Raw genomic sequence first — 24,554 nt, forward strand, 5'->3', positions numbered from 1 at the left:
CGGCCGGCTGGGCAGGCGCGCGCGGTGGCAGGACGGCCGAAGGCGGGAAAGATGCGGATGGGGCTGCCGAGGCAGAGGCAGAGGCGGCCCCGGCGGGCGTGTACACGGTCGCGGCCGAGCCGGCCTTCGCGCCGGCCAGCTGGCCGCGCAACGACGCGACTTCGCGCGTCAGCGTCTCGACGGTCGCCTCGAGGCGTGCGACGCGCTCGGCCAGTGGAACCGGCGGCTGGGCGGGCGGTGCCTGCATCGCGAACGCAGCGGGGGCCGTGCCTTTGTTCTTGCGCTTGCGCTGTTGCAGCGTGTTGTCGAGGCAGAACCCGATCGCGGCGCCGAGCACTGCGCCGGTGATGGCGGAGACATCCCCGATCCATGCGGCAATCCCGCCCACGATGAAGCCGATTGCGGTAAAAGCCCAGTTCATCTCGCCTTGCTCCCTCTCTCGTATCGTTATCGGCCTGCGATCGGATGTTCGGCCGATCGAGGCGGTATCGGCATGGCCGGCAGGCGAACCGGCATGCGCTGCTGACCACGGTGGCCGCGTGGCGGCCTGCGTCGCGAGCAGCCTGTTGGCGGGGAATGTATCACAGCGGCTGTCGGGGATTTTCCGGGTTGGCGCGGTACCGCGGCGTGTACCGTCCGGTGTCGCCGCGCGGCTTTTTGCACGGTCATGCTTTTTATGGGTGGGGGCGAGGCGCTTTCGTCTGAGCAGATCGGCGCGTGATCGGACGTGAAATTGTCGTAAAGCGACGCGTGCCCGATGCGAATTGGCGCAACGCGCGACGCGATCCGCGCTGCGCTGCTGCGCACAAGTCCGACGCGCGATGCCCGCCGTTGCTGGCCTCGCGCGTATTGCGCCGCCGCAATCGGGTGCCGCCGCGTGCCGCGGCCCGCCCGGCGGGGCTGGAGGCCGTGTCGTATTTGCGCAAGCGTTTGTCGTAATTCGTCGGCAGGTCGGGGTTTTTTCTGGCAACTATGTAGGCACGCTAAGACAAGCGCGAGTCCCCGCTACACGAGGAGAAGGTTTCGATGGATGCCCCCAAGGTCGTGGTCGAAGGTCTGTGCAAGGTGTTTGGAAGTAACCCGCAGCAGGCGCTCGACATGCTCGCCGCCGGCGCGACGAAGGACGATGTGCTCAAGCGCACCGGCCAGGTCGTCGGCGTGCACAACGTCTCCTTCGATGTGCAGGAAGGCGAAATTTTCGTGCTGATGGGCCTGTCCGGCTCCGGCAAATCCACGCTGATCCGCCTCGTGAACCGGCTGGTCGATCCCAGCGCCGGCAAGGTGATGATCGACGGGCTCGACGTCGCGTCGGCGCGCCGCTCGGCGCTGACCGCGCTGCGCCGCAAGGACATGAGCATGGTGTTCCAGTCGTTCGCGCTGATGCCGCATCGCTCCGTGGTGTCGAACGCCGCGTTCGGCCTGGAAGTCGCGGGCATGGGCAAGAAGGAGCGCGAGCGGCGCGCGATGGAAGTGCTCGAGCAGGTCGGCCTCGCCCCGTTCTCGCACAAGCTGCCGTCCGAGCTGTCGGGCGGCATGCAGCAGCGCGTCGGCCTCGCCCGCGCGCTGGCCGTGAACCCGTCGCTGATGATCATGGACGAGGCGTTCTCCGCGCTCGATCCGCTCAAGCGCCGGGAAATGCAGGATGTGCTGCTGCAACTGCAGAAGGAACAACGCCGCACGATCATGTTCGTGTCGCACGATCTGGAAGAAGCGCTGCGCATCGGCAACCGCATCGCGATCATGGAAGGTGGCCGGCTCGTGCAGGTCGGCACGCCGCAGGACATCATCGCGAACCCGGCCGACGATTACGTGCGCGCGTTCTTCGACGGCATCGACACCAGCCGCTACCTGACTGCCGGCGACCTGATGCAGACGGGCGCCGTGCCGATCGTGTCGAAGTGCGATGCCGCGAACGTCGCGGCGACGCTGAACGGCAGTGCCGACTATGCGTTCGTGCTCGATGCGCAACGCAAGATCCGCGGCTTCGTCACGCGCGATGCGATCGGTCAGGCCACGCCGTCCGTGAGCCCGATCGAATCCATCCGGCGCGACGCGTCGCTCGAACATGTCGTCGCGCGTGTGGTCGCGAGCCCGAATGCCCTGCCGGTCGTCGACGACGACGGCTGCTACTGCGGCTCGGTCGATCGTGCGCTCATCCTGAAGGCCATCACGCGTTCGCGAGGTTCCCATGTCTGAAATGATTCCGCTCGGTACCTGGGTCGACCAGTCCGTTCACTACCTGCTCGACCACGACGCCAAGACGTTCGACACGATCGGCCAGGCGATCGAGGGGCTCGCGGCATTCGTCGAGCACGGCCTGCAGGCGATCCCGATGTGGCTGATGATGGCCATCTTCATCGGCGTCGGGCTGTGGCGGGTGGGCTGGCGCTTCGCGCTGTTCACGACGCTGTCGCTGCTGCTGATCTTCGCGACGGGCTTCTGGGACCAGACGGTCATCACGCTCGGCCTCACGCTGTCGTCGACGATCATCAGCCTCGTGCTCGGCATCCCGCTCGGCATCTGGGCCGCGAAGAGCAAGTGGGTCGCCGCGATCGTGCGCCCGATCCTCGACCTGATGCAGACGATGCCGGCCTTCGTCTACCTGATTCCGGCTGCCATGCTGTTCGGTCTCGGCCGCGTGCCGGGGATTTTGTCGACGGTGATCTTCGCGATGCCGCCCGCGGTGCGCCTGACGAGCCTCGGGATCCGCCACGTGAACCGCGAGATCGTCGAAGCCGGTCAGGCCTTCGGCTGCACGCCGTGGCAGCTGCTGTACAAGGTGCAGTTTCCGAATGCGCTGCCGTCGATCATGCAGGGCGTGAACCAGACGATCATGATGGCGCTGTCGATGGTGATCATCGCGTCGATGGTGGGTGCGGGCGGCCTGGGCAACGACGTGCTCGCCAGTATCCAGCGCCTCGACATCGGCCTCGGTTTCGAAAGCGGTCTGTCGGTCGTGCTGCTCGCGATCATTCTCGACCGCATCACCGAAAGCTTCGGCCGTGCGCCGGGCACCGTGAAGGCGCCGCTGTTCTCGGGTCTCAAGCAGCTGTTTCGCGTGAAGGCCTCGCCCGCGCAGGCTTGACCTCCGGCGGCCGGAACTCCCGGCCGCTCATCCTGAACTCGGATAACGGCCTCCGCGGCATCCGCCGCGGGGCTGGCCCCCTGCAACCTCCTCGACAGGAGACCGATGTGACGTCCGCCGTCGCTGTCGCGCCCGCAGCCTGCGTTTCACCGGTTTCATCGCTCGCCCATTTCGGCTTCCTGACGCTGCCGAACTTTTCGATGATCGCGTTCTCGAGTGCCGTCGAAGTGCTTCGGATGGCGAACTACGTCGGGCGCGCCGATCACTACCAGTGGTCGATCTATTCGCTCGACGGCAGTCCGGTTCACGCCAGCAACGGCATCGCGGTAAGGCCCACGCAGGCGCTCGACTACACGAACCTGCCCGACGTGATGATCGTGTGCGGCGGCATCCGCATCCGCGACGTGGTCGACGAAGGCGCGCGCGATACGCTCGCGGCACTCGCCGAACGTGGCCTGCCGCTCGGCGGCATCTGCACGGGCGCGTATGCGCTGATGTCGAGCGGGCTGCTCGACGGCTATCGCTGCACCGTGCACTGGGAGAACCTGTCCGCGCTGCATTCGGAGTTTCCGCAGGTCGGTTTCGCCGATGAACTGTTCGTCGTCGATCGCGACCGGCTGACCTGCACCGGCGGCACCGCGCCGCTCGACCTGATGCTGAACCTCGTCGGGATGCGCTTCGGCCAGCAATTGGCCGCGCAGGTATCCGAGCAGTTCATCCTGGAGCGCATCCGCAGCTCGACCGACACGCAGCCGATTCCGGTCGATGCGCGCGTCGGCTTCTCGCGCGCGGAGCTGATCGAGGTCGTGCGGCTGATGGAGGCGAACATCGAGGAGCCGCTGTCGCTCGAGGAGCTCGCGCGGCTCGTGCGGCTGTCGCAGCGGCACCTGCAGCGCATGTTCAAGGTGTACCTGAACGTGTCGCCGACCCACTATTACCTGACGCTGCGCCTGAAGCGCGCGCGCGACCTGCTGCGCACGACCGACGCGTCGATCGCACGCGTGACGACGGTCTGCGGCTTTCATTCGCCCTGCCATTTCAGCAAGGCCTATCGTGCGCAGTTCGGCCACGCGCCGAGCTACGAGCGCCGGTTGCCGGGGCGCTGACCGACCCAATGGTCCGCGACGCTGCCGGGATCGCGGCGCGCGGCTTCAATAAACGATCCCGCATTCAAGCAAACGACATCACTTTGAGGAGAAGCAAGATGAAGCGCCTATTGATCGCAGCGGTGTGCGGGATCGGGATAACCGCGCCGATGTCGGCCGTGTATGCGGCCGATCCGCCCGTGTGCAAGAACGTGCGCTTCGCGGACGTCGGCTGGTCCGACATCGCGGCGACCACGGGCCTCGCATCGACGATGCTGCAGGGGCTCGGCTACAGCCCGACGAAGACGATCGCCTCGGTGCCGATCACGTTCGCCGGCATCAAGAGCAAGCAGATCGACGTGTTCCTCGGCTACTGGTCGCCGACGATGGACCCGATCATCCAGCCGTTCACGAAGGCCGGCCAGATCAAGGTGCTGTCGACGCCGAACCTGACCGGTGCGAAATACACGCTCGCGGTGCCCGACTACGTGTACCAGGGCGGCCTGAAGTCGTTCGCGGATATTCAGAAGTACGCGGACAAGCTGAACGGCAAGATCTACGGGATCGAACCGGGCAACGACGGCAACCTGCTGATCAAGAAGATGATCGACGGCAACCAGTTCGGCCTCGGCAAGTTCAAGATGGTCGAGTCGAGCGAGGCCGGGATGCTGGTCGAGGTGAATCGCGCGATCCGCGACAAGCAGTGGATCGTGTTCCTCGGCTGGGAACCGCATCCGATGAACGTGCAGATGAAGATCGACTACCTGAGCGGCGGCGACGACGTGTTCGGCCCGAACTACGGCGAAGCGAAGGTGCTGACGGCGACGCCGCCCGACTACTCGCAGCGCTGCCCGAACGTCGCGAAGTTCGTGTCGAATCTGCAGTTCACGACGTCGATCGAGAACCACGTGATGATGCCGATCATGAACAAGGAAGACCCGAACAAGGCGGCGGCCGAGTGGCTGAAGGCGAACCCGCAGGCGCTCGACAAGTGGCTCGCCGGCGTGACGACGCTCGACGGCAAGCCGGGCCTGCCGGCGGTGAAGGCCTATCTCGGCGTGCACTGAGCGAGGTGCGCGGGGCTTCGCGGTCCTGACCGGAGGCCCGGCGTGCTGTCGAGCCGGCGGAAGCAGGGTACACATCCTGCTTCCGCCAGCTTTTTGCATTCGGCTTCATGCGCGGCCCGACCGTGAGCGGTCGATGCGCTAGACTGCCCGATTCCGATCGAGGAGGCGGTCATGATACGCAGTGCGCTTGAGGTATCCGGATGGCGGCAGGTGGCCGGCAGGCGGCCGAGGCCGAACGGCGCGTCGGCTTGTCGCGACGCAGGCTGCAGCCGGACGATGCCGCACTGCGGCCATTCACGCGCATGAAGCGCATCGAGCAAGTGGTGCTGGCCGCCGATCTCGCGGGCACGGCGGTGTTCGCGGTCGAGGGTGCCAATGCCGCGATCGGCGCCGGGCTCGACCTGTTCGGTGTGATGGTGCTGTCGCTCGTCGTCGCACTCGGCGGCGGCGTGATCCGCGATCTGCTGATCGGCGCACGGCCACCGAGCGCCGTGAGCGACTGGCGCTATCCGGCGCTCGCGTTCGCGTCCGGGCTGTTCGCGTTCGTCTTTCATGCGCGGGTGGCCGAGTTCTCGCCGTCGATGCTCACGACGCTCGATGCGGCCGGCCTTGCGTTGTTCGCGGTCGCGGGCGCGGTGAAGGCGCTCGAATTCCGGGTCCACCCATTCATCGCGACGCTGATGGGTGCCGTGACCGGGTGCGGCGGCGGCGTCGTGCGCGACGTGCTGCTCGCGCGGATACCGGTCGTGCTGGTCACGGATATTTATGCGAGCGCGGCACTGCTTGGTGCGGTCGTTGTCGTATCGTGCCGGCGGCTCGGTTGTCCGCCGGTCGTCGCGGCCGTGCTCGGCGGCATCGCCTGCTTTGCGCTGCGGATGGCGGCCGTGCGCTTCGGCTGGCAGTTGCCGAAAATCGCGGGCGGGGCGTAAACGGCGCTTCCAGCACACTTCGCGAAGCCGCAGCCGCAGCCGCTTGCCGGGCGGAAAAGGATGGGACAGAATCGCGACCACTGATCCGAACCGGACCGGACGTTCGTTTCGCGCAGCGCAATGGATCGCAATCGGGTACGCCTATGCCGCCTCTCGTCGAAGCAATCCTGGGTTGGGCCACCGTCGCGCTGGGCGCACTGGGCTTGATCTGCATGATGATCTGGCCGCTGACGCCGGACCGGTGGGTGTTCGAGGCCGGCTATGCGTGCGTGCCCGACGGCCGGGACCTGATCCTGTCGCCGCGGCGCATGCGCATGGGTCACTTCGTGTGGTGGTCGTTCGGCTTCGGGCTGAGTGCGTTGGGACTGGCCTGCATGATGGGCGTACCGCTGCTTGCCGGGAGCGTCACCCGTGACGAATTGCATGCATGGTACGAATGGCTTGGGCTTGGCGTCTTCGGTGTGTTCGTCGCCGGCGCGGGCGTGCTGTTGATCTGGATCGGCCGCAAGCTGATGCGCGCGCGCTGGTTTGCCGGTCCGCTGCGCGAAGCGCATTTTTGCTGGCGCGACGACGAACGCTGGATCGACATTCGCACCACGCGGCTGCTGCGCAAGCCGGTGCTGAGTAGCTACGCGTGTCGCGATCTGGAGCACCTGCTGGTCGGTGGCCGGAAAAGTATCGACGGCGCGGTCGTGGGCGGATCGCTGGTGAAGATCCAGAGCGACCTGGCGCAGCTCGTGCTTGTGTTTCGTAGCCGTCAGCCGATCGACCTGATGGGACGGATCAACGACGGCGAGCAAGCGCGCCGCATGGCCGGTATGATCGGCGCCTGGTGCGGTGTCGACGTGCAGCGGGTCGATGGTTTGCCTGGCGTGACGTCGTTCAACTTCGACCGGATCTGACTTTGCCCGCCTCGCGGGGTGAGTACCTCGCACCCATCTCACGACCCCTTCGTCGCCGCCGGCGCGTCGAACACCCGATCGAACGCCCACTGGAACACGAACGCGTAGCAGAAGAAGAACGCGAACAGCCCGATGTCGACGACGAACGCGTCGAGCCACGAGATGTCGAGCCACCCCGCCACGACCGGCACCAGGATGAAGATCAGCCCGCCTTCGAATCCGATCGCGTGGAGGATCCGCCGCCCGAGCGTGCGTGTCGGCTGACGACGCGACGCTTCCCAGCGCTCGAACAGCGCGTTGAAGATCATGTTCCACAGCATCGCGATCGCCGACATCGTCGCCGACAGCGCGCCCGAATAGACGAGGTCCTGCTTGAAGATCGCCGCGATCACCGGCGAGATGCAGGAAATCGCGATCGCTTCGTAGAGCACCGCCTGCGTGATCCTGCGCGGTAGGCCTTGCACGTTGTTGCTCCGGTTCGACACGACGCGCCGCGGCACCGTGCCGCGACGTCCAGCAAGGCTATCCGCGTTGCACGCCCGCTTCAATTCACCTAATCTCACCCGGATTCAATTGAATTCAACCCGGCCCGAGCCGGCCCGCGAGGCCCCGTGTTCTCGAAAATCCCCCTGACCGCATTGCGTGTATTCGAGTCGTCGGCGCGGCTCGGCGCGTTCAAGGCTGCCGCGGACGAACTGTCCGTGACGCCGGCCGCCGTGTCGCATCAGATCAAGTCGCTCGAGAGCCGGCTCGGCGTGCTGCTGTTCGAGCGCGGCGCGAGCGGCGTGCGGCTCACGGACGAAGGCGAACGCCTGTTTCGCGCGAGTCACGATGCGCTGCTCGCATTGAGCCGCGGGCTCGACGCGGTGCGGCCCGAGGCGGCCGACGAGCGTACGCTCGTGCTGACCACCACGCCCGCGTTCGCCGCGATGTGGCTGATTCCGCGCCTCGGGCGGTTTCGTCAGGTCGATCCGCAACTGCACATCAAGATCGAAACCGGCAACACGCTCGCGGATCTCGAACGCGATGCGCGGATCGATCTTGCGATTCGAGCGACGTCGCGCACGTTTCCGGCGCTGCACGAGATTGCGCTGATCGACGAGTATTTCGGCGCGTATGCAGCCGCCGGGTTCGACGCGCATCGCACGGACGAGCCGCTCGACCTGATCGAGACCGTGTGGGATACGCCGCTGCCGGTGTCGGTCGACTGGGTGTCGTGGTGTCGCGCGGCCGGCCGCGACGCGTGGCTCGAGCGCGCGGTGTTTCGCCACTACGACGACGAGCATTACGCGTTGCAGGCGGTGCTGCACGGGCAGGGCATCGCGCTGCTCAGTTCGGTGCTCGCTGCGGAGCATGTCGAGCACGGGGCGCTGATGCCGATCGAGCCGGCGGTGCGGATCCAGGGCGCGCGTTTTGTCGCGCTGTGCCGGCCGGGGCGGGAGCGCGAGCCGCAGGTCGGGTCGTTTCTCGACTGGCTCGAGGCGGAGATTGCGCAGACGCGGGAGGCAGTGGGGCGGATGGGGGCGGGCGTTGAGCGGTAAAGCGGGTCGTGCGGGCCGGATGCGAACCGACCTGCCCGCACCCCCACCTTCACCCGAACCTGACGCAATACACCGGCGGCAAATGCGCAGACACCAGTTGCCAGTTTTCGCCGCCGTCGCCGGACGTCCATAACCCGCCAGTCGTCGATCCCATCGCGAGGCGCGTGCCCGTGTCATCGATCGCGAGCCCGTGCCGATACACGAGGTCGTACGCCGGCGCACTCGGCAGCCCGTTCGTGAATTGCTCGAAACTGCGCCCGCCGTCGCGTGTGCGCGTGACGACGAACCGGCCGTCCACCGGAATCCGGCACGCGTCCTTCACGGCCGGCACGAACCACGCGGTGTCCGGTTCATGCGGGTGCACGACTACCGCGAAGCCGAAGCTCGAAGGCTGCGCCTCGATGCGCCGCCAGTGTTCGGCGCCGTCGGTCGAGCGGAAGATCGCGCAGTGATGCTGCGTCCACAGCACGTCCGGGTTGGCCGCGCACTGCACGACGCGATGCGGGTCCTGCGCGTTGGGCTCACCGCGTCGTTCGGGCGGCATGTAGTCGGCTTCCATGCCGTCGGCGGTCACGCGCCACGTCGCGCCGCCGTCGGCGGTCTGCCAGACGCCGCCGCACGAGATGCCGACCATCACGTGCCGGCTGTCGCGCGGATCGACCATCACCGAATGGATGCCCGGCGCATCGTATCCGCCGCCGCCCCATTCGGCGCGCTCCGGGCGATCCCATAGCGGGCGGTTGAGCACCCACGAATCGGCATGGTCGTCGGAGCGGAACAGGCCGCCGGGAATCGTGCCGGCCCACAGCACGCCGGGTTCGTCCGCGCCGCCGGTTTCGAGCGACCAGATTTGCTGAAGGGTCCACGGCGGCGGCGACCCGGCAGGCTCGTCGTCGGTGTTGCCGCTGCCGCCGTGCGGATCGGCACGGGTCGGCGACGCCTCGGCGGGCTGCGGCGGATAGACCGGGACTGCGCATTCTTCCCAGTCGGCGGCGCCTGCGCGCCTGCGGTGCAGCTTGACGCCGAAATGGCCGAGGTTCACCGCGGCATACAGCGTGCCGTCGCGCGGGTCGGCGAGCGCCATGCTGACCGGCTCGCCGGCGAAGTGCGGCTCACCGAGCGTCCAGCCGCCGTGGCCGTCGGCCTGCAGGACGAACAGGCCCTTGCGGGTGGCGACGAGCAGTCGATCGTTCATTTGCGATGTCTCCGGATGCCCGGCCTGACGTTGGGGTGCGCGGCCGGTGCTGGTGCATACGTCCCCTTATCCGCCCGTCAACGCCTGCACGACATAGACCCGGCTGGCGTCGCCGAGCACATCGGACAGGTGTTGCCGGTCGCGGATCGGCTGGCCGTCGATGAATACCGACAGGTGTTTGCGCAGCGCACCCTGGTCGTCGAGGATGTAGCCGCGCAGCCGCGGCTGCTCGCCGAAAACGGTGTCGAATGCCTCGCCGACCGAGTGGGCGTCGATTTCGCGCTCGGGCGTTTCGATATGCCGCTGGATCGAGGCGGCGAAGAAGAGGTGCGCCATGGCGGTGGCTGGCAGGAGCCGCGCGGAGGGGACGGTCTGTAGTTTAGGCGATCCAGCGGGGGCGACGGGGCTGGATCCTCGTCGGTTTGGTCTTGCGGGGTCGCACCGTCGGGCGCTTCGGTCACGCGTACTTGTCGCCCACCGCCGCCCTGACCGGATGCGTGTCATAGACGATGACCATGCGCTCGACGAGTCCGCTTTCGTCGAATTCGAACACGTCGACGCATTCGAACTGCACCGCCGAGCCGTCCTTCAGCCCCCAGTCGTACACGAAGTAACCGGTTGCCCGTCGCGCGCCGGTCGCACTGACACAGATGTCGATCGCCGTGATGCGGCTTTGTCCGGATGCCGAAGCGACCTTGTCGAAGAACGGTATCGGCTGCATCCAGCCGAGAAACGGCGAAAAAATCCGCGCATCCGGCGTGAACAATGCGCAGATCGCGGCGACGTCGCCGCGCTCGAGCGCTTTCAGGTAGGTGTCGACCTGCCGCGTGTATAGTGCCTTCGACGATGGGTCCATTCTCTTTCTCCGCGGGTTGTTGACGAGCCGGGCCGCGACAGGCGAGGCGGAGCCGGCGCAACCACGATAGCGATGCACAGATGTCCGAACAATCGAAAAATCCGCAACCCGGGCATGCGGCCCGTGCATACCCGCTGGCCGAACTCACGCGAGCCCTGCCGCCGTTGACGGCGTTCCAGGCTTTCGTTGCCGCGGCCGAACTGGGCAGCTTCAGCCGGGCCGCGGATCATCTGTGCCGGACCCAGGGGGCGGTGAGCCGTCAGGTGCAGCAACTGGAAGTGCATTACGGGTGCGCGCTGTTCGTGCGTCATGCGTCGGGGCTGACACTGACTGCGGAAGGCGGCGCGTTGCTGACGGTGGCCGTCGACGTCTTGACGCAACTGGCACGCCACGCGGAGGCGCATAGCGGCGTCGCGCCGGTTCTCACGCTGCGGTTGCCGTCGACCTTCGCGATCCGCTGGCTGCTGCCGCGTCTCCCGGCGATCAATCGCGCACTCCCGCGGACCGAGCTGCGTATCCAGACGTCGGCGGACGACACGCCGGATTTCGCCGGAACCGACGTCGACGCGATCGTCGTACGAGGCGCCGGGCACTGGGCCGGCATGGTGTCGGTTCCGCTCTTTGCAGAGCGGCTGACACCGATGTGTACCGGCACGCTGGCCGCTTCGTTGAGATCGATCGCCGACCTTGCGCAGGCCACGCTGCTTCATCCCGCCCACGGGCACGACGAGTGGCGCGGCTGGCTCGCGGCCGTCGGCGCGACGCAGGTCGACCCGGAAACCGGGCTCGTACTGGACACGCTCGAATTGACGCTCACCGCCGCCGAGCAGGGGCACGGCGTGGCGATCGGCGACCCGCGCATGGCCCGGGACCGGCTCGCGGCCGGGACGCTGGTTGCCCCGTTTGGCGACGTCGTGGACAACGGTCTCGGCTATTTCCTCGTGTACCCGTCGCCGCGTGCGATGCAGCCCAAGATTCGCGCGCTGACGTCGATCCTGACGGAACTGGCACAGGACGATTCGCCGCGCGTGGCGTGACGGGAAGCCACGCCGCTCACGCGCGCTAAACCGGAATCGACCGCCCGCGCATCCTGATCCCGATCCGCACGACGCCAATCACCGCATTCGACAGCCACGTGAGCAGGCGCGGCATCCCGCGCCGGCGGATATCGAGCAGCAGCACGATCCGCACTGCGTCGCTGTCGTTCCACACCTCGTGCAGGAAGGTGTCGTCCCACAGCAGGAAACGTCCTTCCTCGAGCCGGTATTCGTGGCCGTCGACCTTCAGCACGGCGGCCGGCGTGCCGTCCGCGCGCGTCGGCATCGACAGCACCAGATAGCCGCGCAGGATGCCGCGAAACGGCCCGCGATGCGGTGGAATGTGCTTGCCGGGCGCGAGGAACGACAGCGATGCGGACAGCACGTCCGGCGATGCCGCGACGATCGACGCGACGGTCGGGCAGCGCGACAGGTTGCGCGGGAACGGCTGGCCGTACGCCTGCATGATGAACATCCGCCAGTCGCGCGCATCGTTGGCCGAGATGTCGTACTGCTCGCGCATGATCTCGTGAAAGCGCGGGATGCGGGCCATGTCGCGCGCCACGGCGAACGCCTCTGCCTGGATGTCGGTCCACGCACGGACGAAACGCTCGGCGTCGGGAAACACGGCCGGATCGAGCACCGCGCCGCCGTCGAGATGGCGGTCGTACAGCGTGCGCAGCAAGCCGGCTGCATAGTCGTAAGCGACGGACATGGTCGATCGAAGGGCGATCCGTAAGGGGTGACGTCAGTCTGCCCGAAGCGCGGCGGGCGCTGCGTTACGTCAGGTTACGCCGGCTGACGAAAGAATGACAGTTGCATGAACGTCCACCCCGGGTGCTCCGGGCGCTCGAGAAGCCACGTGATCCGGGTTGTGCGACGCGCGGGAATAAACGCACGCGCTCCGTCGTCATACGGGTGTAGCACGTCGTCTCGTTGACTTCTCAAGGAGTGGAACATGAACACGCATTGGCTGGTGGCCGCCGCGGTGGCGGCGATTTCTCTCGCGGGTATCGCGACGCAAGCGTCGGCACAGGCACTGACGCGCGCGCAGGTCAGGCAGGAACTGATCGACGCCGAAAACAACGGGCTGCGCTTCGTGACCGATACGTCGTATCCGGACGTGAGCCCGCTGTTCCAGCGGCAGGTCGAACAGATGTCGGCACATCGGGCCAGCACGGCGGTCGGCAGCGATCCGGCCGCGTCATCCGAAGCGGGCAGGCCGGCGACGATGTCGCCGCGCCAGGGTTCTGCCGCCTGCGTCGGCCCCGCGAGTTTCTGCACGGTCTATTTCGGAAGCTGACGCAGCGGCCTGCGTTCGCGGGTCAGGCATTCAAGGTATTCAACACGGTTGATCGATACGGAACATTGAAGGAGTTCATGATGAAAACCTATATCGCAGTACTGACGATGATCGGCGCGATCGTCGCTCAGTCGGCCTTCGCGCAATCGGCCGCGCCGCTGACGCGTGCGCAGGTTCGCGACGAATTGATCCGCCTGGAAGCGGCCGGGTACGACCCGGCGAAGGGAGACGACGGCGAGTATCCGGCGGACATCCAGGCGGCGGAAGCGAAGCTTGCCGAGCAGGACCGGGCCCGGATGGCGGCTGCCGCCGCGCACGCACCGGCCTCCGGCATGCCGGCGCAGACCAGCAACTAGGTGTCGACATGGTCTTGTGCGACTTCAGGCCGGCGTGTTCGCGACACGGCAGTACCACAGCCCTTCGTGCCGCTCGACGCGGCAGGAGGGCGCCGGCCGCGCTGCCCGTCATCGCGCGCCGCTTCGCGCGGCGGCGCGATCATCTCATCGGCCGCGTGCGATGAGCGGCCGGCCGGGCGTGCGATGAACCGGAACGAAGACGGTATCGGTATCGGCGGCAATCCGGCACATGCGCGCGATGCCATGCGGTGCCGCCGGCATGGCGATCACCAGGGCGTCATGCGCTGCATGACCTGATCGCGCAGCACGAAGCGGTGCGCGAGCGCGGCCGCCACGTGCAGGCAAATGCCGACGAACAGTGCCCACGCGAGGATGCCGTGCACGTCGCCCATCGCGTGGCCGAATGCGGAGCCGGCCGCCGACAGCGCGGGCAACGGCACGATTCCGAGCAACGTCACGCTCCAGGCGCGCGACGACGCGTTGATCCAGCCGAGCAGCGGCACCGCGATCAGCAGCGCGTAGAGCGCGAAATGCGTCGCGCCCGACAGTGCGCGCATCGCGGGCGGCAGGTCACTCGCGGGCGGGCGATGCGTCACGCGCCACAGCACGCGGCAAGCCATCGCCGCGAGCAGCGCGGTTCCCACGAGGAGGTGGGCGGCGATCAGGCCGACGGGCTGCGTGTCGCGATGCACGTCGGGCATCGTCCAGCCGATCGCATATTGCGCGATGACCAGCGCGACGATCAGCCAGTGAAGCGAGCGCGCAACGGTGTCATATCGAGCGGGCGTGGACATGGAGACTCCCGGCGTACGGGGGGAAGGTATCAATCGTGGGAATTCTACGGTCGTATCCTTAACGAAACGTTAAGCACGGGGTATCGCACGTGACGGCGGGCCGCCGGGTTCGCCCGCGCCCGCCGACGGCAGCGTGATCACGACGCCGAGGCCCCGCCCGCCGATGCCGGCCCCGAACTGCACGGTGCCGCCGAAATACTGGGCGATGCGTGTGACGATCGACAATCCGAGCCCGCTGCCGGGCGATTGCACGCCGCTGCCCCGATAGAAACGGTCGCCGAGCCGCTCGTGCTCGCCGGGTACGACACCGGGCCCGTCGTCGCACACGGCGATGCGTTGCCGCGTGCCGTCATCGTCCACACCGATCTCGATGCGGCCGCCCTGGCGGCCGTACTTGACGGCGTTGTCGACGAGGTTGTCGAGCAGGATGCCGATCAGGATCGGATCGGCTTCGATCGCCCGTCCGGATACGGTGCCTGCCACGAGCGCGATGGCCTTGTCCGATGCCTTCGCGAGATGGCGATCGATGGCGGCTTCGACGAGTTCGCGAACGACGACGGCACGTGTCGGAATGCGGTCGTATTCGTCGAGTCGCGCGAGCAGCAGCAGTTGTTCGGCGAGACGCGCGCTACGGTCCACGCCTTGAACGACCCGCTGCATCGCCAGTTGCTTGCATGCAGGATCGTCGGTCGCGATTGCCACCTGGGCCTGGACCTTGATCGCGGCGAGCGGCGTCTTGAGTTCATGCGCGGCGTCGGACGTGAACGCGCGCTCGCGCACGATCGATTGCCGAAGCCTCGCCAGCAGTCGATCGATCGCGTCGACCAGCGCGCGCACTTCGTCCGGCACGGTGGCGATGCCGAGCGGTTCGAGCGATCGTGCGTCGCGTGCACCGATCAGCGCCGACAGCGTCTTCAACGGTGCGAGACCGCGCCCGATCAGGTACCAGAGAAGCAGCGCCAGCACCGGGAGTGCGACGATCAGCGGCAGGACGATGCCGCGCGCGATGCCGGTCGCCAGGTCGCTGCGCGTGTTGGCGATTTCCATCACGCGTATCCAGCGCCCCGACGCGTCGTCGCGCAACGTGTGCGTGCGCCACGGTGCGTCGTGAATGACGATCGTTTCAGGCGTGCCGCGCGCGTTGCGCGTGCCGGGCAACCCGGCCGCTTCGGCTGGAAGGCTCGACGCGACGACATGGCCCTGGGCGTCGCGTACCTCGAACAGCACGTCGCGCGGCAGGCGATCGCCGTCGGTCACGGGGCCGGGCTTCGAATGGCCACGATCCAGTTCGACGCGTGCATCGGGCGGAACACGGGCGAGGCGTTCGAGGTCGGCGGGAGAAAGATCGACCAGCAGCGACGCGTATTCGACGAGGCGCGCATCTTCCCATTCGCCGATCTCGCGCGTCGCATAACGGAAGCTGCCGAATACGGCGACGAGCCACACGACGGTCACGCAGCCGAGCGCCATCGACGACACGCGGCGCCGTATCGAGCGGGAGATCATGCGAGGTCGACGACGTAACCGATGCCGCGAACGGTGCGGATCAGGTCCGCGCCGAGTTTCTTGCGCAAGTTCGAGACATGGACCTCGATCGCATTGCTTTCGATACCTTCCTGCCAGCCGTACAGGGTGTCTTCGAGGCGCGCGCGCGATTGCGGCGCACCCGGGTGGCTGACGAGCTGAACCAGGATGGCCCACTCGCGCGAGGTCAGTGCGATGCGCGACGCATCGCGTGTCACGGTGTGGGCGGTGAGGTCGATCGTGATGTCGCGCCACACGATCTCGTCGCCGGCGCGGCCCTGCGAGCGGCGCACGAGCGCACGACAACGGGCCAGCACCTCGGTCAGCTCGAACGGCTTCGCGAGATAGTCGTCCGCGCCGTCGTCGAGGCCGCGGACCCGGTCGGCCACGGTGCCGCGCGCGGTCAGCACCAGCACCGGGACCGTGTCGCCGGCATCGCGCAAGGCGCGCAGCAGATCCGTGCCCGATTTCCCCGGCAGGCCGAGATCGAGCACGACGAGCGCGAAGCGCGTCGTCGCGAGCGCCGCGGCGGCCGCGTGTCCGTCGCGCAACCAGTCGACGTGATAGCCGGCCTGGCTGAGGCTGATCTCGAGACCGCTGCCGATCAGGTCGTCGTCTTCAACAAGGAGGAGTCGCATGGTCGATTCGGGTGCAGATGGCTGCGATTGTACGAGTGCAACCCTGCATCCCGTGCAACGGATTGTAATTGTGCTGCGTCAAGCTTCCTCCGATTCTGAAGAACGCTTAAGGTTTGCCGCCGGTAATCCCGCTACCATCGGCCACAACATTTCTCGGGTGGTGCTCCGCTTCCCTGGATCCCGAACCGGGTTGCGCCTGTCCGGCACTTGCCGCGCAAGCTTGCCCGTCAATCCGCGACGCTTCCGATCGGTCCCAGGTCGATGGGAGTCGTCCGAACGGGAGGTTCATTCCTCATGGCATCCTCGACGATCGGGCGATGGCGCGCCCACCTGCTGATCGCCGCGCTGGCCGGCATGTTGATTCAGTGTTTCATGCTGGTGTCGTTGCTTGCATGGCGCGTACCCGAAGCATTTTTCACCACGATGACGTTTCGCGTCTGGGTCGTCATCGCGGTGGCCACCGCGATCCTTTCAGCCCGCAAGCTTGCCGACGTCGCGTTCCGGGCCGCGCTCGCCTGCGGCTGCGTGCGCGTGACAGGAATCGATCACCGCACGGTAGTCGTGTCATCTGATTGCGCGTATCGTCGCTTGGTCGTCCTTCACATCCGGCTCCACGGGAATCGATACGGCGGCGTGCACGGGTGACCCCGCGTGCGCGCGGCGGCTCCCGGGTGTCGTGGTCGCACGGGTCATCACTGGGGAGAAGCATGGTTTTGCTGCATGTGCTGCGCGCGCTGGCCGGGGCAATGTCGATCGTCTGCGGGCTGGGCGTGATACTGGGCATTGCCTACACGATCACGGCCAGCGTGCTGGTCGGCCGGTTCTTTTCCCGGGCGGCGGCCGAGCCGCGCGAGTATCCGGGCGTCACCGTCGCGAAGCCGCTGCACGGCGACGAGTGGCAACTCGGACAGCATCTCGAAAGCTTCTTCGTGCAGAATTATCCGGGGCCGGTCCAGCACCTGTTCGGCGTGCACGATGCGAACGACAAGGCCCTCGGGGCCGTCGAGGCGCTGCGGGCGCGCTACCCCGACGCGAACATCAAGGTCGTCGCCGATGCGCGGCTCTACGGGCCGAACCGCAAGATCGCCAATCTCGTGAACATGCTCGAGCACGCGGAGTATTCGGTGCTCTGTCTCGCCGACAGCGACGTGCTGGTCGAGCGCGATTATCTGCGCGCCGTCGTCGGCGCGCTGCAGCAGCCGGAGGTCGGCATCGTCACGAGCGTGTATCGCGGCATCGCATCGCCGGGCTTCTGGCCCGGTGTCGCCGTCGCGATGACGAACTACCATTTCCTGCCGGGCGTGATCACCGGGCTCTTCATCGGGCGCGCACGGCCCTGCTTTGGCCAGACGATTGCGATCACGCGTGCGACGCTCGAACGCATCGGCGGGCTCACGCGTTTCGCGCATCACCTGGCCGAGGATCATGCGCTGGGCGAAGCGGTGCGGCAGGTGGGCGCGCAGGTCGTCATTCCGCCGTTCGTCGTCGGGCATGCGTGCGTCGAGGAAACGTTCGCGAAGCTGTACGCGCACGAATTGCGCTGGAGCTGCACGATCCGCGCGGCGGACCGGCTCGGTCACGCCGGCTCGGTGCTGATGCACCCGGTGCCGCTCGCGCTGCTGGCGCTGCTGTTCTCCGGCGGCACGGCCGTCGCGTGCGGGCTGGCGGTCGCGGCGCTCGCCGCGCGGGCGCTGCTGATGCTGAAAACGAGCCGGGCGACCGGCGCGGGCCTGCGCGGCGCGCTCTGGCTGCCGTTCGTCGATCTCCTGCAGTTCTTCGTGTTCGTATCGAGCTTCTTCTCGTCGCATGTCGTGTGGCGCGGCACGCGTTTTCGCGTCGACCGCGAAGGCCTGCTGTCGCCCGCGAGCGAATCATGACGACACCGGCTAACCCCGCTGCCGATGCCGCGGAGCGCAACGCCGCGCGGGGCGACGCACGGCTTCGCCGTGTGGGGCAGGTGGCGGCGCTGGGCGGGCTCGCGCTCGCCGTGTGGCTGATCTGGCGCGAGCATCCGCTCGACATCCTGCATCGCCTGCAGATCGCCGGCGCGGGGCTGTTGCTCGCGGCGCTGGCGCACATCCTGCCGATGCTCGCGAATGCGTGGGACTGGCGGATGCTGATTCGCAGCCCGCGCCGGCCGTCGTTCGCGACGATGCTGAAGCTCGTGTGGATCCGCGAATCGATCAACGGGTTGTTGCCGGTCGCGCGGATCGGCGGCGAGATCGTGTCGTTCGGCCTGCTGCGGCAGGCGGGCGTGCGGCCGGCGACCGCCGTCGCCAGCCTCGTCGCCGACATGCAGCTGACGCTGATCAGCCAGCTGGTGTTCGCGCTGGTCGCGATCGGCTACGTGCTCGAGCACGTGTCGTCAGACGCCGCGCGCGTGGCCGGCAACCTCGCGATCGGCATGGCCGCGCTGGTGCCGGTGCTGCTGCTGTTCGCGCTGGTGCAGCATGCGCGGCCGTTCGAACGCGCGATGCGCGTGCTCAACCGCGTCACGAGCGGCAAGGTGGTGGCGCTGGTCGGCGAGTCGGCGCGCACCGATCAGTCGATCCGGATGATCTGGAGAAAGACCGGCATCGTCGTGCGTTATCTCGTGATCTGGCAGACGCTGCAGTTCGTCGGCTATGCACTGGAAATCTGGCTCGCGCTGGTTTTCCTCGGCGCGGAGCCGACGTTCGCGCAGGCGCTCGCGATCGAGGCGCTGATCCAGCTCGTGAGCAGCATCGCGTTCCTGATGCCGGGCGGGCTCGGCGTGCAGGAGGGCGGGTTCGTGCTGATCGGCGGGCTGCTCGGGTTCGACCCGCCGACCTGTCTCGCGCTGGCCGGCGCCCGCCGCGTGCGCGACCTGCTGTTCTATCTGCCGGGCCTGCTGGCCTGGCAGTGGGCGGCCGGTTCGGCGAACCGGCCGGGCGGAACGAAACGCGCGCCGTTGCCCATCGGGGAATCGGCCCGGCCGCGGTGATGTGACCGGGCAGCCGCTGCTCGCCACGTGCGGCGGGCGGTGCGGGGAATCAGCGCCGTTCGCCGGCGAGATGGCTGCGGATCACGTCCGCGAACGACGTGTCGCCCTTCAACCCGAGCGCCTCCGCGCGCGACGTATCCCAGCGGCCCGGCCAGCTGCCGACGATCTTCTCGACGCGTTCGTCCGGCACATGGCGGATCCGCTTCACGACGTCGTCGCCCGCGACCTCGCGCAGCGCCGCGATCATTTCGTCGACCGATACCGACAGGCCGGGCAGATTGATCACCCGTTTGTTGCCGAGCTTCGCGCTGTCGATCTCGCAGCCCGCGACGAGCGCTTCGATCGCGCCGCGCGGCGACAGCAGCCACAGCCGCGTCGAACCCGGCACCGGGCACACGCTTTCCTCGCCGTTCAGCGGCTCGCGGATGATGCCGCTCGCGAACGACGACGCAGCCGCATTCGGGCGGCCCGGCCGCACGCTGATCGTCGGCAGCCGCAGCACACGGCCGTCGACGAAGCCGCGCCGCGCGTAGTCGCACAGCAGCAGCTCGGCGATCGCCTTTTCGGCGCCGTACGACGATTGCGGGTTCAGCGCGGTGTCGTCCTGCACGATGTCGGGCAGCGTGCCGCCATAGACCGCGACGGAGCTCGTGAACACGACGCGCGGCCGATGGCCGCGCGCGCGGCATACTTCGAGCAGCGTGCGCGACGCGTCGAGGTTGATCCGCATGCCGAGATCGAAATCGGCTTCGGCCTGCCCGCTGACGATTGCCGCGAGGTGGAAGATCGCGCCGGTCTGCGTGTCGATCGCGCGGTCGAGCACCGCGCGCTCGGCGATGTCGCCGACGATCGACGTCACGCGCGCGTCGCCGAAATCGCTGCCCGCGACGACGTCGAGCAGCACCAGCTCGTCGATCTTCTCGCTGCGGCCGTCGGGGCCGGTCAGTTCGCCGCGCTCGAGCAGCTTGCGCGCGAGACGCTGGCCGAGAAAGCCGGCGCCGCCGGTGATCAGTACTTTCATGTTCTTTACCCTCGGAAGAATGCTGGAATTACAGATACGGCTTGAGCCAGCCGAGCCCTTCGGACGTGCCGGCCTTCGGGCGGTACTCGCAGCCGATCCAGCCGTCATAGCCGAGCGCGTCGATCAGCGCGAACAGGTACGGGTAGTTGAGTTCGCCGAGATCCGGCTCGTGGCGCTCGGGCACGCCCGCGATCTGGATATGGCCGATGCCCGCGAAATCGCGCTTGAGCTTCATCGCGAGATCGCCTTCGACGATCTGGCAGTGGTAGCAGTCGAACTGCACCTTCAGGTTCGGCGCGCCGACTTCCGCGCAGATCGCCTGCGCGTCGTCCTGGCGGCTCAGGAAATAGCCGGGCATGTCGCGCTGGTTGATCGGCTCGATCAGGATCGTGATGCCGTGCGCGGCGGCGGCCTGCGTCGCATGGCGCAGGTTCGCGAGGTAGGTGTCTCGATGGCGGGCACGGTCGGCGCCCGGCGGCACCATGCCGGCCATCACGTGCAGCTTCTTGTTGCCGAGCACGCGCGCATAGTCGAGCGCCTGATCGATGCCGCGCCGGAACTCGTCCTCGCGGCCCGGCAGCGACGCAGTGCCGCGTTCGCCCGCGGCCCAGTCGCCGGGCGGCGCGTTGAACAGCGCCTGCTCGAGGTGGTGCGCGTCGAGCCGTGCACGGATGTCCTCGGCGGCGAAGTCGTACGGGAACAGGTACTCGACGGCCTTGAAGCCGTCGTAGGCGGCAGCGGCGAAGCGTTCGAGGAACGCGTGCTCGGTGTACATCATCGAGAGGTTGGCGGCGAAGCGTGGCATGGCAGCGGGTCCTGTGAATGAATGGGGCGGGGCGCACGGCGCCCCGCGCCGAATGGCGGCCGGATCGTTCGCGGGGCGAATCAGCGGTTCACGAGTTTCGCAGGCGTGAGCCACACCGCGATCGCGCCGATCACGAGCATCGCGGCGAGCACGTACATGCCGGACGCCGTGCTGTGCGTGACGTCCTTCAGGTAGCCGATCACGTACGGGCTCGCGAACCCGGCGAGGTTGCCGACCGAGTTGATGATCGCGATCCCGGCCGCGGCCGCGGAGCCCGCGAGGAACGCGGTCGGCAGCGACCAGAACAGCGGGGCGCAGGTCAGCACGCCGCCCGCCGCGAGCGACAGGAACACGATCGACACCGCCGTATTGTGCGAGTACGACGCGGCGACCGCAAACCCGAGCGCGCCCATCAGCGCCGGCACGATCAGGTGCCAGCGGCGTTCGCGGCGCTTGTCCGCGCTGTGGCCGAACAGGTTCATCACGACGATCGCGACGAGGAACGGAATGGCCGACAGCAGGCCGATCTGCAGCGTATCGGTGATGCCGGTCGACTTGACGAGCGTCGGCATCCAGAACGTGAGGCCGTACTGGCCGGTGACGAACGCGAAGTAGATCAGCGACATCCACCACATGCGCGGGTCCGCGAACACGGCCTTCAGCGAATGGCCGTGCTGCTGCTGTTCCTGCGGCTGCGCGGCGATCTCGTCCTCCAGCAGCTGCTTCTCGCGCTCGTCGAGCCACTTCGCGCCGCGGATGCTGTTGTCGAGATACAGGATCGTCGCGATGCCGACGAGCACGGCCGGCACGGCTTCGATCATGAACATCCATTGCCAGCCGTGGAAGCCCGAGCCGCCGTGGAAGTGCTCCATGATCCAGCCCGACAGCGGGTTGCCGAAGATGCCCGACACGGGAATCGCGGACATGAACACCGCGATGATCTTCGCGCGGCGATGCGACGGGAACCAGTACGTGAGGTACAGGATCACGCCGGGATAGAAGCCGGCTTCCGCGAGGCCGAGCAGGAAGCGCAGCACGTAGAACTGCGTCGGCGTTTGCACGAACGCGAACAACGCGGACAGCAGGCCCCACGTGATCATGATCCGTGCGATCCAGATGCGTGCGCCGATGCGATGCATCAGCAGGTTGCTTGGCAGTTCGAACAGAAAATAGCCCAGAAAGAAGATGCCGGCGCCGAGCCCGAACACCGTTTCGCTGAACGCGAGATCCTGCGACATCTGCAGCTTCGCGAAGCCGACGTTCACGCGGTCGAGATACGCGACCACGTAGCAGAGCATCAGGAACGGCACGATGCGCCAGAACACTTTCTTGTAGGTGCGGTCGAGTTCCGCGGCATGGGCGGGCGCGGCGGGCGAGCGGCCAGCGGCCGCGTCGAGAGCAGTCATCGTCGTCTCCAATGATGTCGTGTGCCGGCGGCGCGTACGTCGCCGGTCGTGTGTGTGCTGACGGAAGGGCCCGCGCACACGGCGGGCATGGGAATCGTTGCGTGGCGCGTCGCTACCAGCGCGCGCCGAAGCTGGCGCGCAGTTCGTCGAGCGCGGCGTCGTCGAGCGGTTCGGGTTGCGGGTGCGTCATCAGCCACAGCCGCGCCGTTTCCTCGAGCTCCTCGAGCGCGTACGACGCGTGCGACACCGACGGCCCCCACATCACCGGGCCGAGGCGCTCGAGCAGCACGCCGCGCACCTGGTCGGCGAGCGCCGCGACTTCGGCGGCAACGCCCGGATCACCGGGGCGGCGGTAGCGGATCAGCGGAATGTGGCCGACCTTCATCACGTAGTACGGCGTGATCGGCGGCAGCACGTCGGTGTCGCGCCACACGCCCGCGAGCGTCAGCGCGACGAGATGCGTCGAATGCGTGTGGACGACGCCGTTCGCTTCGGCATTGCGCGCGTAGATGCCGCGATGCAGCGCGAGCGTCTTCGATGGCTTGCCGCCCGATACGGGCTGGCCGTCGAGGCCGACTTTCGCGATGTCGTTCGGGTCGAGCCGGCCGAGGCAGGCATCGGTCGGCGTGATCAGCCAGCCGTCGGCGAGGCGCGCGCTGATGTTGCCGGCGCTGCCGACCGCGTGGCCGCGCGCATACAGGCTCGCACCGACCACGCAGATCTCTTCGCGCAGTTTTGCTTCGACGCTCATCGTGCGGCTCCGTCCAGCGCGCGCAGCGCCTTGTCGAAAAAGTCCGTGGCGCCGAAGTTGCCGGACTTCAGCGCGAGGCCGAGCGGCTGCGCGTCGATGGTGGCCGTCGCCGGCACGCCCGGATCGATCTGCGCGCCGATCTGCAGCGATTTCACGTCGAGCGCCTGCACGACCGCGCCGGACGTTTCGCCGCCGGCGACGACGAACTTGCGCACGCCGAGATCGCGCAGCCCCCGCGCGATCGCCGCGAGCGTGGCTTCGACGAGATGGCCGGCCGCGTCGACGCCGAGCGCCTGCTGCACGGCCTTTACTTCATCGGGCGTCGCGGTCGCATAGATCAGCACCGGCTGCGGCAGGTGCGAGCGCGCGAACGCGAGCGCCTGGTCGACGACGGGCTCGCCGCGCGAGGCCGCGAGCGGATCGATGCGGAAGCTCGGCCGCGTGGCGCGCCAGGCGGCGACCTGCGCGTTGGTGGCCTTCGACGCGCTGCCGGCGAGCACGGTCGAGAGCCCTTCGATGCGCGGCAGCGACGCTGCGTTGTCGCGCTCGGGCAGTTGCTCCGCGCGGCGGAAATTCGCAGGCAGGCCGAGCGCAATGCCCGAGCCGCCGGTGACGAGCGGCAGGCCCGCGCACGCTTCGCCGAGTACGTAGAGGTCGCGATCCGACAGCGCGTCGGCGATCGCGAAGCGCACGCCTTCCGCGCGCAGTTGCTCGATTCGCGTGCGGACGGCGGCCGCGCCCAGCGCGATCGTGTCGTAGCGGATCAGGCCGACCGGCGACTTCGTCTGCCGCTGCAGCACGCGCACGAGGTTCGCGTCCTGCATCGGCGTGAGCGGATGATTCTCCATCCCCGATTCGTTCAGCAGCACGTCGCCGACGAACAGGTGGCCGCGATAGATCGTGCGGCCGTTCTCGGGGAACGCCGGGCACGCGATCGTGAAGCCGCCGCCGGCCGCATCGAGCAGCGCATCGGCGACGGGCCCGATGTTGCCGGCGTCGGTCGAATCGAATGTCGAGCAGTACTTGAAGAAGAACTGCCGGCAGCCTTGCGCGCGCAGCCATTCGTAGGCGGCGAGCGATTGCGCGACGGCGTCGGCCGCGGGGATCGTGCGCGACTTCAGTGCGACGACGATCGCGTCGGCGTCGAGCGGGGTGTCTGCGGCGCCGTCGGCGGGCACGCCGATCGTCTGCACGGTGCGCATGCCGCTCTTCACGAGCATGTTCGCGAGATCGGTCGCGCCGGTGAAATCGTCGGCGATGCAGCCGAGCAGGGGACGGGAAGCGGAAGCGGTCATGG

Annotated in this window: 25 protein-coding genes and 2 pseudogenes; 13 read left to right on the top strand and 14 right to left on the bottom strand. The window is 67.7% G+C overall.

The features are described 5' to 3' along the window. Positions 1-421, bottom strand: a pseudogene (locus G3N96_RS13460) (DUF2339 domain-containing protein); the annotation flags it as partial. A 271-nt stretch (positions 422-692) separates the two neighbouring features. Here G3N96_RS13460 and G3N96_RS13465 point away from each other — a divergent pair. From G3N96_RS13465 to G3N96_RS13490, 6 genes and pseudogenes are all read left to right on the top strand, one after another. Continuing rightward, positions 693-2,196, top strand: a pseudogene (locus tag G3N96_RS13465) (glycine betaine/L-proline ABC transporter ATP-binding protein); the annotation flags it as partial. Continuing rightward, positions 2,189-3,085 (top strand): choline ABC transporter permease subunit, encoded by an 897-nt coding sequence (choW, locus tag G3N96_RS13470; protein ID WP_089441685.1) that lies wholly within the window; start codon positions 2,189-2,191, stop codon positions 3,083-3,085. The pseudogene G3N96_RS13465 and the gene choW, both read left to right, overlap by 8 nt. Before the next feature lie 107 nt (positions 3,086-3,192). Beyond that, on the top strand, positions 3,193-4,191 hold the full coding sequence (locus G3N96_RS13475; RefSeq protein ID WP_039346651.1) for a GlxA family transcriptional regulator: 999 nt from the start codon (positions 3,193-3,195) through the stop codon (positions 4,189-4,191). 98 nt (positions 4,192-4,289) lie between these two features. After that, entirely contained in the window at positions 4,290-5,237 is a 948-nt protein-coding gene (locus tag G3N96_RS13480; protein ID WP_206137520.1) for a choline ABC transporter substrate-binding protein, read from the top strand. 302 nt (positions 5,238-5,539) lie between these two features. Beyond that, complete coding sequence (locus tag G3N96_RS13485; protein WP_124585175.1) at positions 5,540-6,166, top strand: trimeric intracellular cation channel family protein; 627 nt, start codon at positions 5,540-5,542, stop codon at positions 6,164-6,166. Between the two features lie 143 nt (positions 6,167-6,309). Continuing rightward, complete coding sequence (locus G3N96_RS13490) at positions 6,310-7,068, top strand: hypothetical protein (protein ID WP_206137521.1); 759 nt, start codon at positions 6,310-6,312, stop codon at positions 7,066-7,068. Positions 7,069-7,106: 38 nt separating this feature from the next. Here G3N96_RS13490 and G3N96_RS13495 read toward each other — a convergent pair whose 3' ends face one another. Continuing rightward, positions 7,107-7,532, bottom strand: coding sequence for a PACE efflux transporter (locus tag G3N96_RS13495; RefSeq protein WP_206137522.1), 426 nt, complete (start codon positions 7,530-7,532; stop codon positions 7,107-7,109). 147 nt (positions 7,533-7,679) lie between these two features. Between G3N96_RS13495 and G3N96_RS13500 the strand changes: the two genes are divergently transcribed. Next, complete coding sequence (locus G3N96_RS13500) at positions 7,680-8,609, top strand: LysR substrate-binding domain-containing protein (RefSeq protein ID WP_206137523.1); 930 nt, start codon at positions 7,680-7,682, stop codon at positions 8,607-8,609. Positions 8,610-8,658: 49 nt separating this feature from the next. Here the strand turns inward: G3N96_RS13500 and G3N96_RS13505 are convergent, their stop codons facing one another. The 3 genes from G3N96_RS13505 to G3N96_RS13515 form a co-directional block, all read right to left on the bottom strand. Further along, on the bottom strand, positions 8,659-9,804 hold the full coding sequence (locus tag G3N96_RS13505; RefSeq protein ID WP_206137524.1) for an exo-alpha-sialidase: 1,146 nt from the start codon (positions 9,802-9,804) through the stop codon (positions 8,659-8,661). Positions 9,805-9,870: 66 nt separating this feature from the next. Then, positions 9,871-10,140, bottom strand: coding sequence for a MoaD/ThiS family protein (locus G3N96_RS13510; protein WP_043180651.1), 270 nt, complete (start codon positions 10,138-10,140; stop codon positions 9,871-9,873). 121 nt (positions 10,141-10,261) lie between these two features. Further along, entirely contained in the window at positions 10,262-10,660 is a 399-nt protein-coding gene (locus G3N96_RS13515; protein ID WP_124585152.1) for a nuclear transport factor 2 family protein, read from the bottom strand. Between the two features lie 80 nt (positions 10,661-10,740). On the opposite strand from G3N96_RS13515, the gene G3N96_RS13520 reads away from it, so the two are divergent. Then, positions 10,741-11,697: a LysR substrate-binding domain-containing protein gene (locus tag G3N96_RS13520; RefSeq protein WP_206137525.1), complete on the top strand. Its 957-nt coding sequence runs from the start codon at positions 10,741-10,743 to the stop codon at positions 11,695-11,697. 25 nt (positions 11,698-11,722) lie between these two features. Here the strand turns inward: G3N96_RS13520 and G3N96_RS13525 are convergent, their stop codons facing one another. Further along, on the bottom strand, positions 11,723-12,412 hold the full coding sequence (locus tag G3N96_RS13525; RefSeq protein WP_206137526.1) for an aspartyl/asparaginyl beta-hydroxylase domain-containing protein: 690 nt from the start codon (positions 12,410-12,412) through the stop codon (positions 11,723-11,725). A 243-nt stretch (positions 12,413-12,655) separates the two neighbouring features. Between G3N96_RS13525 and G3N96_RS13530 the strand changes: the two genes are divergently transcribed. Together G3N96_RS13530 and G3N96_RS13535 are read left to right on the top strand one after the other, a co-directional pair. After that, on the top strand, positions 12,656-13,000 hold the full coding sequence (locus G3N96_RS13530; RefSeq protein ID WP_206137527.1) for a DUF4148 domain-containing protein: 345 nt from the start codon (positions 12,656-12,658) through the stop codon (positions 12,998-13,000). 80 nt (positions 13,001-13,080) lie between these two features. Continuing rightward, a complete protein-coding gene (locus G3N96_RS13535; RefSeq protein ID WP_206137528.1) occupies positions 13,081-13,356 on the top strand; it encodes a DUF4148 domain-containing protein in 276 nt (91 codons plus the stop codon). 266 nt (positions 13,357-13,622) lie between these two features. Here the strand turns inward: G3N96_RS13535 and G3N96_RS13540 are convergent, their stop codons facing one another. The 3 genes from G3N96_RS13540 to G3N96_RS13550 all read right to left on the bottom strand — a co-directional run bounded on the left by G3N96_RS13540 (position 13,623) and on the right by G3N96_RS13550 (position 16,312). Next, complete coding sequence (locus G3N96_RS13540; RefSeq protein ID WP_124585140.1) at positions 13,623-14,150, bottom strand: cytochrome b; 528 nt, start codon at positions 14,148-14,150, stop codon at positions 13,623-13,625. A 69-nt stretch (positions 14,151-14,219) separates the two neighbouring features. Further along, complete coding sequence (locus tag G3N96_RS13545; RefSeq protein WP_206137529.1) at positions 14,220-15,656, bottom strand: ATP-binding protein; 1,437 nt, start codon at positions 15,654-15,656, stop codon at positions 14,220-14,222. Further along, entirely contained in the window at positions 15,653-16,312 is a 660-nt protein-coding gene (locus G3N96_RS13550; protein ID WP_206137530.1) for a response regulator, read from the bottom strand. The genes G3N96_RS13545 and G3N96_RS13550 overlap by 4 nt, the downstream gene beginning before the upstream one ends. 294 nt (positions 16,313-16,606) lie before the next feature. Here G3N96_RS13550 and G3N96_RS13555 point away from each other — a divergent pair, with 294 nt between their 5' ends. The 3 genes from G3N96_RS13555 to G3N96_RS13565 all read left to right on the top strand — a co-directional run bounded on the left by G3N96_RS13555 (position 16,607) and on the right by G3N96_RS13565 (position 19,274). Beyond that, positions 16,607-16,957 carry a hypothetical protein gene (locus tag G3N96_RS13555; RefSeq protein ID WP_124585136.1) on the top strand — a complete coding sequence of 117 codons (351 nt, stop codon included), beginning with the start codon at positions 16,607-16,609 and terminating at the stop codon, positions 16,955-16,957. Positions 16,958-17,019: 62 nt separating this feature from the next. Beyond that, the gene (hpnI, locus tag G3N96_RS13560; RefSeq protein ID WP_206137531.1) at positions 17,020-18,189 is read left to right on the top strand and encodes a bacteriohopanetetrol glucosamine biosynthesis glycosyltransferase HpnI; all 1,170 of its coding nucleotides are present in this window, start codon (positions 17,020-17,022) and stop codon (positions 18,187-18,189) included. Next, positions 18,186-19,274, top strand: coding sequence for a lysylphosphatidylglycerol synthase domain-containing protein (locus G3N96_RS13565; RefSeq protein WP_206137532.1), 1,089 nt, complete (start codon positions 18,186-18,188; stop codon positions 19,272-19,274). The genes hpnI and G3N96_RS13565 overlap by 4 nt, the downstream gene beginning before the upstream one ends. A 49-nt stretch (positions 19,275-19,323) precedes the next feature. Here the strand turns inward: G3N96_RS13565 and denD are convergent, their stop codons facing one another. The 5 genes from denD to otnK all read right to left on the bottom strand — a co-directional run bounded on the left by denD (position 19,324) and on the right by otnK (position 24,552). Then, positions 19,324-20,295: a D-erythronate dehydrogenase gene (denD, locus tag G3N96_RS13570; protein ID WP_206137533.1), complete on the bottom strand. Its 972-nt coding sequence runs from the start codon at positions 20,293-20,295 to the stop codon at positions 19,324-19,326. A 28-nt stretch (positions 20,296-20,323) separates the two neighbouring features. Continuing rightward, positions 20,324-21,100, bottom strand: coding sequence for a 2-oxo-tetronate isomerase (gene otnI, locus G3N96_RS13575; protein ID WP_124585127.1), 777 nt, complete (start codon positions 21,098-21,100; stop codon positions 20,324-20,326). 80 nt (positions 21,101-21,180) lie between these two features. Continuing rightward, the gene (locus G3N96_RS13580) at positions 21,181-22,506 is read right to left on the bottom strand and encodes an MFS transporter (RefSeq protein WP_206137534.1); all 1,326 of its coding nucleotides are present in this window, start codon (positions 22,504-22,506) and stop codon (positions 21,181-21,183) included. Positions 22,507-22,618: 112 nt separating this feature from the next. Further along, complete coding sequence (locus G3N96_RS13585) at positions 22,619-23,257, bottom strand: aldolase (RefSeq protein ID WP_206137535.1); 639 nt, start codon at positions 23,255-23,257, stop codon at positions 22,619-22,621. After that, the gene (otnK, locus tag G3N96_RS13590; RefSeq protein WP_206137536.1) at positions 23,254-24,552 is read right to left on the bottom strand and encodes a 3-oxo-tetronate kinase; all 1,299 of its coding nucleotides are present in this window, start codon (positions 24,550-24,552) and stop codon (positions 23,254-23,256) included. Before otnK ends, G3N96_RS13585 begins: the two co-directional genes overlap by 4 nt. Positions 24,553-24,554: the final 2 nt, after the last annotated feature.

Source organism: Burkholderia sp. Se-20373, assembly GCF_017104705.1.
Lineage (GTDB): Bacteria > Pseudomonadota > Gammaproteobacteria > Burkholderiales > Burkholderiaceae > Burkholderia.